The organism is Streptomyces sp. NPDC059740 (genome assembly GCF_042733155.1).
Taxonomy (GTDB): domain Bacteria; phylum Actinomycetota; class Actinomycetes; order Streptomycetales; family Streptomycetaceae; genus Streptomyces.
The window spans coordinates 147084-162761 of sequence record NZ_JBHWGP010000009.1; the positions used below are offsets into that span (position 1 = coordinate 147084).

At 74.6% G+C, this 15678-nt stretch carries 20 protein-coding genes; 5 read left to right on the forward strand and 15 right to left on the reverse strand.

Annotation, left to right across the window (positions count from 1 at the left end; genetic code table 11):
• Positions 1-128: 128 nt before the first annotated feature.
• The 7 genes from trpM to hisI form a co-directional block, all read right to left on the reverse strand.
• Positions 129-389, reverse strand: a complete 261-nt coding sequence (gene trpM / locus ACFV3R_RS14110; RefSeq protein WP_385580886.1) for a tryptophan biosynthesis modulator TrpM — start codon at positions 387-389, stop codon at positions 129-131.
• Positions 386-1186 carry an indole-3-glycerol phosphate synthase TrpC gene (trpC, locus tag ACFV3R_RS14115; protein WP_385580888.1) on the reverse strand — a complete coding sequence of 267 codons (801 nt, stop codon included), beginning with the start codon at positions 1184-1186 and terminating at the stop codon, positions 386-388. Before trpC ends, trpM begins: the two co-directional genes overlap by 4 nt.
• Positions 1187-1427: 241 nt before the next feature.
• On the reverse strand, positions 1428-1958 hold the full coding sequence (locus tag ACFV3R_RS14120; protein ID WP_385580892.1) for a DUF2752 domain-containing protein: 531 nt from the start codon (positions 1956-1958) through the stop codon (positions 1428-1430).
• A 232-nt stretch (positions 1959-2190) separates the two neighbouring features.
• A complete protein-coding gene (locus tag ACFV3R_RS14125) occupies positions 2191-2442 on the reverse strand; it encodes an HGxxPAAW family protein (protein ID WP_385580895.1) in 252 nt (83 codons plus the stop codon).
• An 83-nt stretch (positions 2443-2525) separates the two neighbouring features.
• Entirely contained in the window at positions 2526-3230 is a 705-nt protein-coding gene (locus tag ACFV3R_RS14130) for a TIGR02234 family membrane protein (protein ID WP_385580898.1), read from the reverse strand.
• 69 nt (positions 3231-3299) lie between these two features.
• Positions 3300-4820, reverse strand: a complete 1521-nt coding sequence (locus tag ACFV3R_RS14135) for an anthranilate synthase component I (protein ID WP_385580901.1) — start codon at positions 4818-4820, stop codon at positions 3300-3302.
• 11 nt (positions 4821-4831) lie between these two features.
• Positions 4832-5254 (reverse strand): phosphoribosyl-AMP cyclohydrolase, encoded by a 423-nt coding sequence (hisI, locus tag ACFV3R_RS14140; RefSeq protein ID WP_385581126.1) that lies wholly within the window; start codon positions 5252-5254, stop codon positions 4832-4834.
• A 24-nt stretch (positions 5255-5278) separates the two neighbouring features.
• Between hisI and ACFV3R_RS14145 the strand changes: the two genes are divergently transcribed.
• Both ACFV3R_RS14145 and ACFV3R_RS14150 read left to right on the forward strand, forming a co-directional pair.
• Positions 5279-5401 carry a hypothetical protein gene (locus ACFV3R_RS14145; protein ID WP_385580904.1) on the forward strand — a complete coding sequence of 41 codons (123 nt, stop codon included), beginning with the start codon at positions 5279-5281 and terminating at the stop codon, positions 5399-5401.
• A gap of 130 nt (positions 5402-5531) precedes the next feature.
• Positions 5532-6164 (forward strand): TIGR03085 family metal-binding protein, encoded by a 633-nt coding sequence (locus tag ACFV3R_RS14150; protein ID WP_385580906.1) that lies wholly within the window; start codon positions 5532-5534, stop codon positions 6162-6164.
• 63 nt (positions 6165-6227) lie between these two features.
• Here the strand turns inward: ACFV3R_RS14150 and hisF are convergent, their stop codons facing one another.
• The 8 genes from hisF to hisD form a co-directional block, all read right to left on the reverse strand.
• Positions 6228-6992, reverse strand: coding sequence for an imidazole glycerol phosphate synthase subunit HisF (hisF, locus tag ACFV3R_RS14155; protein WP_385580909.1), 765 nt, complete (start codon positions 6990-6992; stop codon positions 6228-6230).
• A 38-nt stretch (positions 6993-7030) separates the two neighbouring features.
• Positions 7031-7420: a Rid family hydrolase gene (locus ACFV3R_RS14160; RefSeq protein ID WP_385580911.1), complete on the reverse strand. Its 390-nt coding sequence runs from the start codon at positions 7418-7420 to the stop codon at positions 7031-7033.
• Entirely contained in the window at positions 7417-8148 is a 732-nt protein-coding gene (priA, locus tag ACFV3R_RS14165; RefSeq protein WP_385580913.1) for a bifunctional 1-(5-phosphoribosyl)-5-((5-phosphoribosylamino)methylideneamino)imidazole-4-carboxamide isomerase/phosphoribosylanthranilate isomerase PriA, read from the reverse strand. Before priA ends, ACFV3R_RS14160 begins: the two co-directional genes overlap by 4 nt.
• A gap of 79 nt (positions 8149-8227) precedes the next feature.
• On the reverse strand, positions 8228-8869 hold the full coding sequence (gene hisH, locus ACFV3R_RS14170) for an imidazole glycerol phosphate synthase subunit HisH (protein WP_385580917.1): 642 nt from the start codon (positions 8867-8869) through the stop codon (positions 8228-8230).
• Between the two features lie 9 nt (positions 8870-8878).
• Positions 8879-9043, reverse strand: a complete 165-nt coding sequence (locus tag ACFV3R_RS14175; protein WP_385580921.1) for a hypothetical protein — start codon at positions 9041-9043, stop codon at positions 8879-8881.
• A gap of 43 nt (positions 9044-9086) precedes the next feature.
• Positions 9087-9716, reverse strand: coding sequence for an imidazoleglycerol-phosphate dehydratase HisB (gene hisB / locus ACFV3R_RS14180; protein ID WP_385580924.1), 630 nt, complete (start codon positions 9714-9716; stop codon positions 9087-9089).
• Positions 9713-10831, reverse strand: coding sequence for a histidinol-phosphate transaminase (locus ACFV3R_RS14185; RefSeq protein ID WP_385580927.1), 1119 nt, complete (start codon positions 10829-10831; stop codon positions 9713-9715). Before ACFV3R_RS14185 ends, hisB begins: the two co-directional genes overlap by 4 nt.
• On the reverse strand, positions 10828-12177 hold the full coding sequence (hisD, locus tag ACFV3R_RS14190) for a histidinol dehydrogenase (RefSeq protein WP_385580930.1): 1350 nt from the start codon (positions 12175-12177) through the stop codon (positions 10828-10830). Before hisD ends, ACFV3R_RS14185 begins: the two co-directional genes overlap by 4 nt.
• Before the next feature lie 283 nt (positions 12178-12460).
• Here hisD and ACFV3R_RS14195 point away from each other — a divergent pair, with 283 nt between their 5' ends.
• The 3 genes from ACFV3R_RS14195 to ybaK all read left to right on the forward strand — a co-directional run bounded on the left by ACFV3R_RS14195 (position 12461) and on the right by ybaK (position 15605).
• The gene (locus ACFV3R_RS14195) at positions 12461-14083 is read left to right on the forward strand and encodes an oxidoreductase (protein ID WP_385581130.1); all 1623 of its coding nucleotides are present in this window, start codon (positions 12461-12463) and stop codon (positions 14081-14083) included.
• A gap of 165 nt (positions 14084-14248) precedes the next feature.
• Positions 14249-15055 (forward strand): LON peptidase substrate-binding domain-containing protein, encoded by an 807-nt coding sequence (locus ACFV3R_RS14200; RefSeq protein ID WP_385580933.1) that lies wholly within the window; start codon positions 14249-14251, stop codon positions 15053-15055.
• A gap of 28 nt (positions 15056-15083) precedes the next feature.
• The gene (ybaK, locus tag ACFV3R_RS14205) at positions 15084-15605 is read left to right on the forward strand and encodes a Cys-tRNA(Pro) deacylase (protein ID WP_385580936.1); all 522 of its coding nucleotides are present in this window, start codon (positions 15084-15086) and stop codon (positions 15603-15605) included.
• Positions 15606-15678 lie beyond the last annotated feature (73 nt).

The following is a 15678-nucleotide window of genomic DNA, read 5'->3' on the forward strand; positions in this document are numbered from 1 at the left end:
GGCCGTCGTGCGAGCCGCGGCGTGCTCCTGGCGCACCCGGGCCCGGGAGGACCGGGTGGGTGCGGTGCGGGGGTGCCTGGCGGCGGGCGGGACGGGCCGTGGCCGGCGGCGGGAACGTCCGGTGGACGTCAGCCGGCGGTGCGGCCGGTCCGGGGGGCGGCGCCGCGGCCGCGCCATCGGCGACCGTTGATCTGCCCGGGCTCGTTGCCGATGTGGTAGCGCACGCGGCGGCCGTGTATGCGGCGGGCGGGGGCGCGGCAGCCCCGGGGGCGGCAGCCGCGACCGAGGGCACCGTGCGGGTCGCGGGCCACGCCGACCGCCGGGCGCGCCACGCACCGGCGCGAGCGGGGGCTCGTCCGGTGGGCGCGGGCGGTCGGCGTCGCGGTCACGGGCGGATCGCGGGGTGGGAGCCGGCGGCGACCAGGTCGGCGACGGCGGTCCTGGGGTCCTTGCCGGTGACCAGCGACTCGCCGACGAGGACGGCGTCGGCGCCGTCGTGGGCGTAGGCGATGAGGTCGTGGGGGCCGCGGACACCGGACTCGGCGACCTTGACGATGTGGTCGGGGATCTCGGGCGCCACCCGGGTGAAGGTGCCGCGGTCCACCTCAAGGGTCTTGAGGTTCCGGGCGTTGACGCCGACGATCTTCGCCCCGGCGTCGACGGCGCGGGCGACCTCGTCCTCGTCGTGCGCCTCGACCAGCGGCGTCAGGCCGAGCGACTCGGCGCGCTCGATCAGCGAGACCAGCGCCTCCTGCTCCAGCGCCGCGACGATCAGCAGCACCAGGTCGGCGCCGTGGGCGCGGGCCTCCCAGAGCTGGTAGGCGGTGACGATGAAGTCCTTGCGCAGCACCGGGATGTCCACGCGGGCCCGCACGGCCTCCAGGTCGGCGAGGGAGCCGCCGAAACGGCGCTGCTCGGTGAGGACGGAGATGACGGCGGCGCCCCCGGCCTCGTAGTCGGCGGCGAGCCCCGCGGGGTCGGCGATGGCCGCCAGCGCGCCCTTGGAGGGGCTGGAGCGCTTCACCTCGCAGATGACGCGGATGTCGTCGCCCTTGAGGGCCGCGAGGCCGTCCTTGGCCGGCGGCGCGATGCGGACGCGCTCCTTGAGGTCCTCCAGGCTCACCCGCTGCTGTCGCTCGGCGAGGTCGGCGCGGACTCCGTCGATGATCTCGTCGAGCACACTCACCGAGCGGCCTCCTTCTGCGACTGCGGGGCGTCCGGACCGGGGCGGGCCGGACGCTTGGACGGGCTTCTTTCCGATGGTATCCGCCCGGCGGCCGGTGCCGTGCATCCGGTGGGTCCCACCGCGCCGACCTGCGTGGACGCGGGCTGCGTGACAACCGCCCGGCGACCGGTGCGGCGGCCCGTGCGGGGCGTTTCGCGCCACGCGCCGGGTGCGCCGGGCGTGCCTGCCGGCGGACGGTGGCTCAGGGCCGCAGGAAGGACCCGGCGGGCAGGTTGCGCAGGACCGAGAAGACCAGCAGCAGCACACCGAGCACCCAGGCGTGCACGGGGCGGGGCCGCAGCCGCGGCGGCAGTACCCGCCCGGCGCCCGCGGCGGCTGCGGCCGTCCACACCGCCCAGCCCACCGCGAGGAGGGCGTAGAGGGCGACGGCGGGGGCGTTGTCGCGGAGCGCGCCGGTGAGGTGGCCGTGCAGCAGGTCGTGGGTGGCGCGCAGGCCGCCGCAGCCGGGACAGTACAGGCCGGTCAGGCGCAGCAGGAGGCACGGCGGGTAGCGGCCCGGGACGTGCGGGTCGACGACGCCGACCCAGGCGAGGGGTACCGCGGCGGCGGCGAGGGCGCCGAGTGGGGCGGCCAGCCGGCGCGCGCGGCTGCGGGGGGCCGGGGAGGGGGCGGGACGGCCGGGGGGCGGGCCACCCGGCCGAGGGGGCGCCGGTGGCGGGAAGCCCGGCGGGGACTCGCCCGGACGGGTGATGCGGGGCTGCTGGCGGCTCACAGTGGCCAGCGTCCGCCGGCGCACGAGGGCGCGCAGCCCCATGACGGCCGTCCGAGTCGGTCCCGCCGCGGGCGGGCGGCGCGCGGGCGGGCGGCGGCCCCGGGCCCGGCGGGCCTGCGGGGGCCGGTGAGCGACGGGCGGGCCCGGGGCCGCTTCCCCGGTGTCCGGGCGGCGCTCACGCCGTCCGGCGCGCGGGCCCGCCCGCACGGTCACGACGGGAGGGAGGCGGCTCTCAGCCTCGCTGCGGCTGGGCCTGGCGGGCCCGCTGCGCCACCTCGGCGGAGGGGAGCTCGTGCTTCTGGCCCAGGCCCGCCATCTTCATGGCACCGCCGACGACGGCACCGACCGCGACGATCGCCAGTCCGGCCCAGAACCCGGGCACGACGGCCAGCACCGTGCAGACACCGGCGACGCAGAAGCCGATGAACGAAATGATGACGCCGGTCCACGCGGCGGGGGTGTGTCCGTGGCCACTGCTCGACATGAGTGCTCCTCGTTGCTCTTCTCGCGCCCCCAGGGCGCCGTGATCGCTCGTCTCCATTGTCGCCGACGTGCCGGGTCCGTCCGCTACCGGGTGGGGTCCTCGCCCCGGTCCAGCGACTTCCAGAGGTCCTCGGGCCTCTCGGGGCCCGAGGACGCGGCGGGCCGGGCCGGGCGGGGGGCGGCGCCGGCGCGCTCGTACCGTCCGGACATGGCGGGCCAGCGGCGGCCGTAGCCGAGGGCGAGCAGGCCCGCGCCGAGCAGCAGGAGACCACCGAGCGCGGCGACCCACGGCCAGGGCGTGTGGGTGACGTGGTGGACGGCGGCGCCGGTGATGCCGGTGGCGGTGGCCGCCTTGGCGCGCAGCGCGGAGACGTCGAAGGCGCCGCGGGCCGCGGTGGCCACGACACCGGCGCCGCTGAGCGCGAGGAGCGCCGCGACGACGACGCGCCCCACGCGGCGGACGGCGAAGACCGCCACCAGGGCGGCCAGGCCCACCACCGCGAGGGCGCCGGGCACCCCCGTCACGTCGGCGCCGTCGGCGGTCTGCGGCAGGGTGCCCTGCGCGACGACGGCGGTGGCCTTGGCCCAGACGCGGCCGGAGGCCACCAGGGCCAGCGCGGCGCCGGCGGCACCGAGCAGCAGCGCCACGGCCAGGCTGCGTCCGGCGGCACGGGAGCGGCGGGCGGAGGGCGTGGCCGGGGCCTGCGGTGCGGCCCGGGGGGCGTCACCGGGGCCGTCGGGGGCTGCGTCGGTCTCGGGGCTGGTACGGGGCTGGGGTGCGGCACTCACGCCTACCACTATCCCCCACCGGCCGGCGGAGCTTGCCGTCGGCCGTCCGCGGACCGGTGGGGCCCCGCCTCAGCCCTGGCCGAGGCGGTTGGCGGTGTGGACGGCGCGCAGCACGGCGGCGGCCTTGTTGCGGCACTCGGTGTCCTCGGCCACCGGGTCGGAGTCCGCGACGACGCCCGCGCCGGCCTGCACGTAGGCGGTGCCCTCGCGCAGCAGGGCGGTGCGGATGGCGATGGCGGTGTCGAGGTCGCCGGCGAAGTCGAGGTAGCCGACGCAGCCGCCGTACAGGCCGCGGCGGGTGGGTTCGAGCTCCTCGATGAGCTGGAGCGCGCGGGGCTTGGGCGCCCCGGAGAGGGTGCCGGCGGGGAAGCAGGCGGTGAGCACGTCGAAGGCGGTCCGTCCCGGGGCGATGCGGCCGGTGACGGTGGAGACGATGTGCATGACGTGGCTGTAGCGCTCGATCGACATGAAGTCGACGACCTCGACGCTGCCCGGCTCGCAGACCCGCCCCAGGTCGTTGCGGCCGAGGTCGACCAGCATCAGGTGCTCGGCCCGCTCCTTGGGGTCGCCGAGCAGTTCCTCGGCCAGCGCCTGGTCGGCCTGCGGTGTGGCGCCGCGGGGACGGGTGCCGGCGATGGGGTGCAGCAGCGCCTCGCCGTTCTCCGCCTTCACCAGCGCCTCGGGGCTGGAGCCGACGACGTCCACGCCGTCCTCGAAGCGGAAGAGGTACATGTAAGGGCTGGGGTTGGTGGTGCGCAGCACCCGGTAGACGTCGAGTGCGCTCGCCTCGCAGGGCGTCTCGAACCGCTGCGAGGGGACGACCTGGAAGGCGTCGCCGGCCCGGATGTGCTCCTTGACCTGCTCGACGGCGGCCCGGTACCCCTCGCTCCCCCAGCGGGCGGTGAACTGCGGCAGTTCGGAGGCGGGCAGCGAGGTGGCGCCGGCCGGGGTGGGCCGGGTGAGGTCCTCGGCCATGGCGTCGAGCCGGGCCACCGCGTCGGCGTAGGCCTCGTCGACGCCGGTGTCCAGGTCGTTGTGGTTGATGGCGTTGGCGATGAGCAGGACCGTGCCGCTCCAGTGGTCCAGGACGGCCAGGTCAGAGGTGAGCAGCATGGTCAGCTCGGGCAGCCCGAGGTCGTCGCCGGTGTGGTCGCCGACCTTCTCCAGGCGGCGCACGATGTCGTAGCCGAGGTAGCCGACCATGCCGCCGGTGAAGGGCGGCAGGCCCTGGCCCTCCAGCAGGTCGCGCGGGGTGTGGAGGGTCTCCACGGTGGCTCGCAGCGCCTGGAGCGGGTCACCGTCGGTGGGGACGCCGACCGGGGGCGTGCCGAGCCAGTGGGCCTGGCCGTCGCGGACGGTGAGGGTGGCCGAGCTGCGGACGCCGACGAAGGAGTAGCGCGACCAGCTGCCGGCCTCCGCCGACTCCAGCAGGAAGGTGCCGGGGCGTTCACCGGCGAGCTTGCGGTACAGGCCGATGGGGGTGTCGCCGTCGGCGAGCAGCCGGCGGGTGACCGGGACGACCCGGCGGTCCTTGGCGAGCGTGCGGAACTGCTCGAGGTCGGGGGTGGCGGTTCCAGTGGTTCCGGTCATGCCGAGGGATGCTACCGACCCTGTGCCGGCCCGGGTGCATCCGCCTCCGCCAGCAGCACGTCGGCGTCGAAGCAGGTCCGCTCGCCGGTGTGGCAGGCCGCGCCGACCTGGTCGACGCGGACCAGCAGGGTGTCGCCGTCGCAGTCCAGCGCCACGGACTTCACGTGCTGGACGTGGCCGGAGGTGTCGCCCTTGACCCAGTACTCCTTGCGGCTGCGGGACCAGTAGGTGCACCTGCCGGTGGTCAGGGTGCGGTGCAGTGCCTCGTCGTCCATCCAGCCCATCATGAGCACCTCGCCGGTGTCGTACTGCTGGGCGACGGCTGGGAGGAGCCCGTCGGCGTTCCTGCTCAGACGGGCGGCGACGGCCGGGTCCAGGGAGGTGGTGCCGGGGGTCGCGGGGGCCGGGGCGGCGCTGCTGCTCATGCCGTCCATTGTGCCGTGCGGCATGCTGCTGCTGTGAACCTGCTGCCGCCGCCCCCGGACCTGGACCGCCACGCGCGGATCGCCACCGTCGTGCTGGCGGTCGTCTTCGTCGCGGCGGTGGTCGTCACCGTCGTGCTGTACCTGCTGCGGCACTGAGGGTCGGGCGGCCCCGGCGGACCGCGGTCGGGGCCGCCCCCCGGCGGCTGCGGGGGCCGGGTCGTGCGGGGTGGGCGAACGGGTGGGCCGCTCCCCACCTCCCGGCCTCCTGCGGGCATACGCTGGGCGTATGACGACCCATGCCAAACGTGAACGAACCCTGCTGGCCGATCTGTTGGAGGGCGCCGGACCCGACGCCCCCACGCTCTGCGCGGACTGGACCACCCGGGACCTCGCCGCCCACCTGGTGGTGCGGGAGCGCCGGCTGGACGCGGCCGGCGGGATGTTCGTCAAGCCGCTGGCGCCGCGGCTGGAGCGGGTGCAGGCGGAGTTCACCGCGAAGCCCTACGGCGAGCTGGTGCGGATGTTCCGGGCCGGACCGCCGCGGATGTCGCCGTTCTCGCTGAAGCAGGTGGACGAGGCGTCGAACACGGTGGAGTTCTTCGTCCACGGTGAGGACGTGCGGCGGGCCGGTGAGCGCTGGGAGCCGCGGGAGCCCGACCCGGTGCTCTCGGACGCGCTGTGGCGGCGGCTGGAGCGCATGGGCCGGCTGCTGGGCCGCAAGGCGCCGGTGGGGCTGGTGCTGCGCCGGCCCAACGGGCAGACGGCGGTCGCCAACCGGGGTACGCCGGTGGTGACGGTCACCGGGGAGCCGGCCGAGCTGACCCTGTTCGCCTTCGGCCGGCAGGGCGCGGCCGACGTGCAGCTCGACGGGGACAAGGAGGCCGTGGGCCGGCTCCTGGAGGCCGAACTGGGGGTCTGAGCCGGCGGGGCGGGCCGGTCACGGAGGCGGTGCGCCGCCTCCGTGACCGGTGCGGTCGGTGCCTCAGCGCACCGGGTGGCCGGCCTCCCGCAGGGCGCCCTTGACCTCGCCGATGCGCAGGTCGCCGAAGTGGAAGACGGAGGCGGCGAGCACCGCGTCGGCGCCCGCGCCGACGGCGGGCGCGAAGTCCGCCAGCCGGCCGGCGCCGCCGGAGGCGATGACCGGGACGGTGACGTGGCGGCGGACCGCGGCGATCATCTCGGTGTCGTAGCCGTCCTTGGTGCCGTCGGCGTCCATGGAGTTCAGCAGGATCTCGCCGGCGCCCAGTTCGGCGGCGCGGTGCGCCCACTCGACGGCGTCGATGCCGGTGCCGCGCCGGCCGCCGTGGGTGGTGACCTCGAACCCGGAGGGTGTGCCGGCGTCGGTGCGGCGGGCGTCGACGGAGAGCACCAGGACCTGCCGGCCGAACCGCTCGGCGATCTCCCGGATGACGTCGGGGTTGGCGATGGCCGCGGTGTTGACGCCCACCTTGTCCGCGCCGGCCCGCAGCAGCTTGTCGACGTCGTCGGGGGTGCGGACGCCGCCGCCGACGGTGAGCGGGATGAAGACCTGCTCGGCGGTGCGGCGCACCACGTCGTAGGTGGTCTCGCGGTTGCCGGAGGAGGCGGTGATGTCGAGGAAGGTCAGCTCGTCGGCACCCTCCTGCCCGTAGAGGCGGGCCATCTCCACCGGGTCACCGGCGTCGCGGAGGTTCTGGAAGTTGACGCCCTTGACGACCCGGCCGTTGTCCACGTCCAGGCAGGGGATGACTCGGACCGCGAGGGTCATGGGTGCTTCGGCTCCGGTTTCGGTGGTGGTGGGCGGGCTCAGTGCTCGCCGCGGTGGGCTTCGAGTTCGACCTCGACCAGGACGCGGGAGTCGACGAAGCCGGAGACCACCACCAGGGTGGCGGCGGGGCCCACCTCGCCGAAGAGTTCGCGGTGTGCCCGGCCGGCCGCGTCGACATCCCTCACATGGGTGAGGTACATCCGGGTGCGGATGACCGCGGAGGCGTCGAGGCCGAAGGGTTCGAGGGCGGCGAGGGCGCTGGTGAAGGCGACCTTCGTCTGCTCGTAGGGGTCGCCCTCGCCGTAGAGGACGCCCTCCACGAGCGGCATGGTGCCGGCGACCAGGACCCGGTCGCCGGCCGCGACCGCGCGCGAGGAGCCGATGGTCTCTGCCCAGCCACTGCCTGCCCTCACGCGCTCCACGGTCATGACTTCACAGCCTCCAACGCTTCTTCCAGGGTGAACGCCTTGGCGTAGAGAGCCTTGCCGACGATGGCGCCCTCCACACCTTCGGGCACGAGGGTGGCCAGGGCCCGCAGGTCCTCCAGGGAGGAGACGCCGCCGGAGGCGACGACGGGCTTGTCGGTGGCCTTGCAGACGCCGCGCAGCAGTTCCAGGTTGGGGCCCTGGAGGGTGCCGTCCTTGTTGATGTCGGTGACGACGTAGCGGGCGCAGCCCTCGGAGTCGAGGCGGGCGAGGGTCTCGTACAGGTCGCCGCCGTCGCGGGTCCAGCCGCGGCCGCGCAGGGTGGTGCCGCGCACGTCGAGGCCGACGGCAATCTTGTCACCGTGCTCGGCGATGATCTTCGCCACCCATTCGGGGGACTCCAGGGCGGCGGTGCCCAGGTTGACGCGGGTGCAGCCGGTGGCGAGGGCGGCGGCCAGCGAGGCGTCGTCGCGGATGCCGCCGGACAGCTCGACCTTGATGTCCATGGTGCGGGCGACCTCGGCGATCCGCTCGCGGTTGTCGCCGGTGCCGAAGGCGGCGTCGAGGTCGACGAGGTGGAGCCACTCGGCGCCGGCGCGCTGCCAGGCGAGGGCGGCCTCCAGCGGGTCGCCGTAGGAGGTCTCGGATCCGGACTCGCCGTGGACGAGACGTACGGCCTGGCCGTCGCGGACGTCGACGGCGGGGAGCAGTTCGAGGCGGTTGCTGGTCATCGGTGTGTCGGTCAACCTTCGGGCGGCTGGAGGGGCGGGGACGTGGTCTGCCGGGCACCGCGGTGGGCGCCCGGCGGGCCTACAGGGTGTCGATCCAGTTGCGCAGCAGGGCGGCGCCGGCGTCGCCGGACTTCTCCGGGTGGAACTGGGTGGCCCACAGCGGGCCGTTCTCGACGGCGGCGACGAAGCGTTCGCCGTGGGTGGCCCAGGTGACCTGGGGGCTGCGCAGGGCGGGGTTGCCGCTCTCCAGCTCCCAGTCGTGGACCGCGTAGGAGTGGACGAAGTAGTAGCGCTCCTCGGCGTCGAGGCCGGCGAAGAGGCGGGAGGAGGCGGGCGCCTCGACGGTGTTCCAGCCCATGTGGGGCACCACGTCGGCCTTGAGGGGGCCGACGGTTCCGGGCCACTCGTCCAGGCCGTGGCTCTCCACGCCGTGCTCGATGCCGCGCGCGAAGAGGATCTGCATGCCGACGCAGATGCCCATCACGGGCCGGCCGCCGGCCAGGCGGCGCCCGACGACCCAGTCGCCGCGGGCCTCGCGCAGACCGCTCATGCAGGCGCCGAACGCGCCGACGCCGGGGACGAGGAGTCCGTCGGCGTTCATGGCGGCGTCGTAGTCGCGGGTGATGGTGACGTCCGCGCCGGCCGCGGCCAGGGCGCGCTCGGCGGAGCGGACGTTGCCGAAGCCGTAGTCGAAGACGACGACCTTCTTGGCGGGGCTCACGGGTTCACCTCAGTTCCACACGTTGAGTCGGAGCACTCCGGCGACCAGGCACATCACGGAGGCGACGCCGAGCAGGACGATGACGCTCTTGCCCATGCCCTGCCGGACGAAGGAGACGACGCCGCCGACGAGGAACAGGCCGAGGAGGATGAAGACGGTCGACAGGCCGTTCACTGCGGCGGCTCCGTTCGGTTCGTGGCGCGCGGTGCGCCGGGGATCACAGGGCGCCCTTGGTGGAGGGCAGGATGCCGGCGGCCCGCGGGTCGCGCTCGCTGGCGTAGCGCAGGGCCCGGGCGAGGGCCTTGAACTGGCACTCGACGATGTGGTGGGCGTTGCGGCCGTAGGGCACGTGGACGTGCAGGGCGACCTGTGCCTGGGCCACGAAGGACTCCAGGATGTGCCGGGTCATCGTGGTGTCGTAGGTGCCGATCATCGGCGCGATGTTCTCCGGCTCGGTGTGCACCAGGTAGGGGCGGCCGGAGAGGTCGACGGTGACCTGGGCGAGGGACTCGTCCAGCGGGACGGTGCAGTTGCCGAAGCGGTAGATGCCCACCTTGTCGCCGAGCGCCTGCCGGAAGGCGGCACCGAGCGCGAGGGCGGTGTCCTCGATGGTGTGGTGGGTGTCGATGTGCAGGTCGCCGTCGGTCTTGACGGTGAGGTCGAACAGGCCGTGGCGGCCGAGCTGGTCGAGCATGTGGTCGTAGAAGCCGACGCCGGTGGCGACGTCCACCTGCCCGGTGCCGTCGAGGTCGATCTCGACCACCACGGAGGTCTCCTTGGTGGTGCGCTCGATCCGGCCGACGCGGTTGCCGGTCGCGGGCGTCGGGGCGCTGCCTGCGCGGGTCATCGCTGGTTCTCCTTCGTCACTGCGCGTACCGCGTCCAGGAACGCGTCGTTCTCCTCGGGGGTGCCGACGCTGACGCGCAGCCGGCCGGGGACGCCGTTGTCGCGGATGAGCACCCCGCGGTCGAGTACCGCCTGCCAGGTGGCGTGGGCGTCCTCGAAGACGCCGAACTGGACGAAGTTGGCGTCGGAGGGGGTCACCTCCAGGCCCAGCGCGGTGAGTTCGGCCACCAGTCGGTCGCGTTCGCCCTTGAGCTGCTCGACGTATCCCAGCAGGGTGTCGGTGTGCTCCAGGGCGGCGAGCGCGGTGGCCTGGGTGACTGCCGAGAGGTGGTAGGGCAGCCGCACCAGCTGGACCGCGTCGACGACGGCCGGGTCGGCGGCGAGGTAGCCCAGGCGCAGGCCGGCGGCGCCGAACGCCTTGGACATGGTGCGGGAGACCACCAGCGTGGGGCGGCCCTCGATCAGGGGCAGCAGCGAGGGCCGGTGGCTGAACTCGCCGTAGGCCTCGTCGACGACGACCATGGTGGGCTTGACGGCCTGCGCGGCGTCGTGCAGCGCGAGGACTGTTTCGGCGTCCACGGCGGTGCCGGTGGGGTTGTTGGGCGAGCAGACGAAGACCACGTCGGGCCGGTGCTCGGCGATGGCGGCGACCGCCGCGTCGACGTCGATGGTGAAGTCGTCGTTGCGGGGACCGCTGAGCCAGGCGGTTCCGGTGCCGCGGGAGATGAGGGCGTGCATGGAGTACGAGGGCTCGAAGCCGAGGGCGGTGCGTCCGGGCCCGCCGAAGGCCTGCAGGAGCTGCTGGAGGACCTCGTTGGAGCCGTTGGCGGCCCAGACCTGCTCGGTGCTGACCCGGTGGCCTGCGGTGCGGCTGAGGTACTCGGCGAGGCGGCTGCGCAGCTCGACGGCGTCCCGGTCGGGGTAGCGGTTGAGGCCGCGGGCCGCCTCGGTGACGCGCTCGGCGATGCGGGCGACGAGTTCCTCGGGCAGCGGGTAGGGGTTCTCGTTGGTGTTGAGCCGTACCGGCACGTCGAGCTGGGGGGCGCCGTAGGGCGACTTCCCGCGCAGCTCCTCGCGGATGGGCAGGTCGTCGATGCGGGTGCTGTTCTCGCTCACTTCTCGCCGGGGACCTTCCAGTCACTGTGCCGGTCTTGTTCGCCTCCGGCAAAACGCGCCTTGAGTGCGGCGCCGTGGGCCGGGAGGTCCTCGGCCTCGGCGAGGGCGACCACGTGGTGGGTGACCTCGGCCAGTGCGTCACGGCTGTAGTCCACGACGTGGATGCCGCGCAGGAAGGACTGGACGGACAGCCCCGAGGAGTGGCAGGCGCAGCCGCCGGTGGGCAGCACGTGGTTGGAGCCGGCGCAGTAGTCGCCGAGGGAGACCGGCGCCCAGGGGCCGACGAAGATCGCGCCGGCGTTGCGGACGCGGGCGGCGACCTCGGCGGCGTCGGCGGTCTGGATCTCCAGGTGCTCGGCGCCGTACGCGTCGACGACCTTGAGGCCCTCGTCGAGCCCGTCGACCAGCACGATCGCGGACTGCCTGCCGCCGAGCGCCTCGGTGATGCGTTCGGTGTGCCTGGTGGCCTTCACCTGCGGGACGAGTTCGGCCTCGACGGCGGTGGCCAGCGCCTCGGAGTCGGTGACCAGGACGGCGGCGGCCAGCGTGTCGTGCTCGGCCTGGCTGATGAGGTCGGCGGCGACGTGGGCGGGGTCGGCACTGCCGTCGGCGAGGACGGCGATCTCGGTGGGGCCGGCCTCCGCGTCGATGCCGATGCGGCCCTTGAGGTGGCGCTTGGCGGCGGCGACGTAGATGTTGCCGGGGCCGGTGACGAGGTTGACCGGGCGGCACTCCTCGGTGCCGTAGGCGAACATCGCGATGGCCTGGGCGCCACCGGCGGCGTACACCTCGTCGACGCCGAGCAGGGCGCAGGCGGCGAGGATGGTGGGGTGCGGCAGACCGCCGAAACCGGCCTGCGGCGGGGAGGTGACGGCGACCGCGTCGACGCCGGCCTCCTGTGCGGGGACGACGTTCATGACCACGGAGGACGGGTAGACGGCGAGGCCGCCGGGCACGTACAGGCCGACGCGTTCGACGGGCACCCAGCGTTCGGTGACGGTGCCGCCGGGGACGACCTTGGTGGTGACGTCGGTGCGGCGCTGCTCGCGGTGGACGATCCGGGCGCGGCGGATCGACTCCTCCAGCGCGGCCCTGACCTGGGGGTCGAGGGTGTCAAGGGCGTCGGTCAACGCCTGCTGCGGGACCCGGACCCGCTCGATGTCGACCCCGTCGAACCGCCGCGCGTACTCGATCAGCGCCGCGGTGCCGCGATGGCGCACGTCGTCGCAGATGGGCCGCACCTTGTCCAGGGCGGCTTCCACGTCGAACTCGGCTCGGGGCAGCAGGTCGCGGAGTGCGGCGCCTTCGGGGAGGGGCTCGCCGCGCAGATCGATTCGGGAGATCACCTCTCCAGTGTCTCAGACCGGTCCATGCGTTCACGCGCGCGTATCGGGTGGTGATACACACCGTGTGACACTCCGGAGTCGATCTCACTCTGCGTGTTCGAACAATCACCCTGGCGGGTAGGGGAGGGGTGAAAGGGACCACGGGAGACCGTGTGGACACGGACGGCCACCGGCCGGGACCGCCACGGGCGACTCCCGCGGCCCGGTGGACTCAAGGAGGCGGGCGACCACGGGACACGGCATCCGGCCGAAGGCCGGCGACGCACAGGAGGGGGCCGGCGTGATCACGCCGCGGGAGACACACGACGGGGACGAGGGGGCGGAAGAGCTGCCCGCCGGGCTGGAGCTGAGCCCGGCGGAGCGGAGCCTGTGGCAGGCGTTCCGCGAGGGCGGCACCTGCGACCTGCGCACCTTCGACCCCGAACTCGACGACCCGCACGAGGAGGGCGTGGAGTGGGGGCCAGAGCGGACAGTCCGGGCGCGGGTGCTGGCGCTGCTTCTGCTCCAGGGGCCGCCGCCCCGACCGGGCCGGGTCAGCGCCCTCAAGCTCACCGGCGCCCGCGTCACGGGCACGCTGAACCTGGCGGGCGGCACCATCGAGCCGTTCGTGGAGCTGCGCGGCTGCCGCTTCGAGCGGGAACTGCTGCTGCCGGAGAGCCGGTTCACCACGCTGCGGATCGTCGAGTGCGCGCTGCCCCGGGTGGAGGCGGCGCGGCTGACCACCGAGGGCGACCTGCACCTGCCGCGCTGCGTGGTGCGTGCGGGGATACGGCTGACCGACGCGCACATCGGCACCGACCTGCTGCTGAGCGAGAGCGTGGTGTACGCGGACCGCCGCGGCCGCTCGGTGACCGCCGACGGCCTCACGGTCGCCCAGGACCTCCAGGCGGAGTTGCTGGAGTCGCACGGTGAGCTGTCGCTGCGGGGGGCGACGGTGGGGGTGTCGCTGAGCCTGCGCGGCAGCCGGCTGGACAACCCGCACGGCCGCCGGGCCCTCAACGCGCCGCAGCTGACGGTGGAGCGCACCCTCTACCTGGACGCCGCGGGCCTCACCCCGCCGACCGGCGCGGGCGCCACCCCGCCCTACACCGCCACGCACACGCCCGCCCGCGGCACCGTGGTGCGGCGCTTCGAGTGCGTGGGCGGGGTGCGGTTGGACGACGGGCGGTTCGGCGACGCGGTGGACTGCGACGCGGCGCGCTTCGTCATGGAGTCCGAGCAGGAGCTGTCGCTGCGGCGCATACAGACGCCCGAGCTGCGGTTCCTGTGCGAGCGTCCGCAGCGGGGCCGGGTCGTCCTCTCCGGCGCCAAGGTCGTCAACCTCGTCGACCAGGCGGCGAGTTGGCCGGGCCTGGGCGGGCTGTGGATGGCCGGGTTCGCCTACGAGAACCTCATCCCGCGCGGCCACTTCCCGCTGACCCGCCGGCTGGAGTGGGTGGCGGCGGCTACCCCGGAGTACGCGCCCGAACCGTACGAGATGCTGGCGACGGCGCTGCGCGGCAGCGGTGAGGACGCCGAGGCGCGGGAGGTGCTGCTGGCCAAGCAGCGGCGCCGCCGGGAGACGCTGCCGCTGGCCGGCAAGGCGTGGGGGGTGCTGCAGGACGTGACGGTGGCCTACGGCTACCGCCCCGGGCGGGCCGCGGTGTGGATGGCGGTGCTGTGGGCGCTGGCCACCATCTACTTCTCGGTACGTCCGCCCCAGCCCCTCAACCCGGACGAGGTGCCCGCCTGGAACCCGTACCTGTACTGCGCCGACCTGCTGCTCCCGGTCATCGACCTCCACCAGGACGCGGCCTGGCGGCCGACGGGCACCTCGCAGTGGCTGGCCGCCGGGCTGATCATGACAGGCTGGGTACTGGCGACGACGGTCGCGGCGGGCGCCTCACGCCTCCTGCGGCGGGCTTAGGGGTCCTTGCCATATGAGCCGTCCGCGACCCGGGCGGGCATATGGCAAGGACCCCTCAGGGACCCTCCTGGCGGGGTTTCCGCTGTCCGCCCGGCCCGGGCCCCGCCCCGACGGCGGGCCGCCGCATCGTGTGGCGGATCGGCCACTCCTCTAGGCTTGCGGGCTGTGACCTCCGTTCGCCTGCCACTCTTCCCACTGAACTCGGTGCTCTTCCCCGGGCTGGTGCTTCCGCTGAACGTGTTCGAGGCCCGGTACCGGGCGCTCATGCGCGATCTTCTCGACCTGCCGGAGGACGAGCGCCGCTTCGGGGTGGTGGCCATCCGCGACGGCCGCGAGGTGGCGCACACCGGGACCGGTATGCCGGACACGACGGTGGCGCAGGCGGTGGGGCCGGCGGCCGGTTTCGGACCCGAGCCGATCCGCGCCTTCCACCAGGTGGGGTGTGTGGCCGACGCGGCGACGATCCGGGTCAAGGACGCGGAGTCGGTGGCGGAGGCGGACGCGCTGCCCGGCGAGGAGGAGCTGCCCGGGGCCGGTGACGACGGCGCACCCGGCTACGAGGTGCTGGCCACCGGCACCACGCGTTTCCGGCTGCACTCGGTGGACGCCTCCGGCCCGTACCTGGTGGGCGAGGTCACCGAGCTGGCCGAGGAGGACGGCGACGAGGCCGGGGCGCTGGCCGCCGGCGTGGAGCGGGCCTTCCGCGCCTACCAGCAGCGGCTGGCCTGGGCGAACGAGCGGACGCTGAGCAGCGGCCAGGAGCTGCCCGACGAGCCCGCGGTGCTCTCCTACCTGGTGGCGGCGGCCACCGTGCTCGACGTCCCGGCCAAGCAGCGGCTGCTCCAGGCCCCCGACACCGCCACGCGGCTGGCGGACGAGCTGAAGACGCTGCGCCGGGAGACGGCCCTGATCGGTAAGCTCCCGTCGCTGCCGGCCACCGAGCTCACCCGCCGACCCACGCACCCCAACTGACACCGGCACGGCGAGCGGGAGGACCGGCATGGCGAGGAAGGCCGGCACGGCGAAGCGGGACCGCAGGGCCCAGGGCGGCGCGGGGACGCCGGCGACGGTGGCGCTGACCGGCGCGGGGGTGCCGTTCACCGTCCACTCCTACGCGCACGATCCGGCGGCGCCCTCGTACGGCGAGGAGGCCGCCGCGGCGCTGGGCATGGAACCGGAGCGGGTCTTCAAGACCCTGCTGGCCGAGGTGGACGGCGCCCTGACGGTGGCGGTCGTCCCGGTGTCCGGGTCGCTGGACCTGAAGTCGCTCGCCGCCGCAGCCGGCGGCAAGCGCGCGGTGATGGCCGACCCGGCGGCGGCCGAGCGGGCCACCGGCTACGTCCTGGGCGGCATCTCGCCGCTGGGGCAGCGCAGGCGGCTGCGCACGGTCGTGGACGTCTCCGCGGAGTCCTTCGAGACGGTGTGCGTCTCCGCGGGGCGGCGGGGCCTGGAGGTCGAGCTGGCGCCCGCGGCGCTGGTGGGCCTGGTGGACGGCGTGCTGGCACCGATCGCCCGGGCCTGAGGGCCGGGACCGGCCGCGGCCCGGGAAGGCGCGGCCTCCTGTGCGGGCCCGGCAGGCCGGGCGTCCCGCCCCG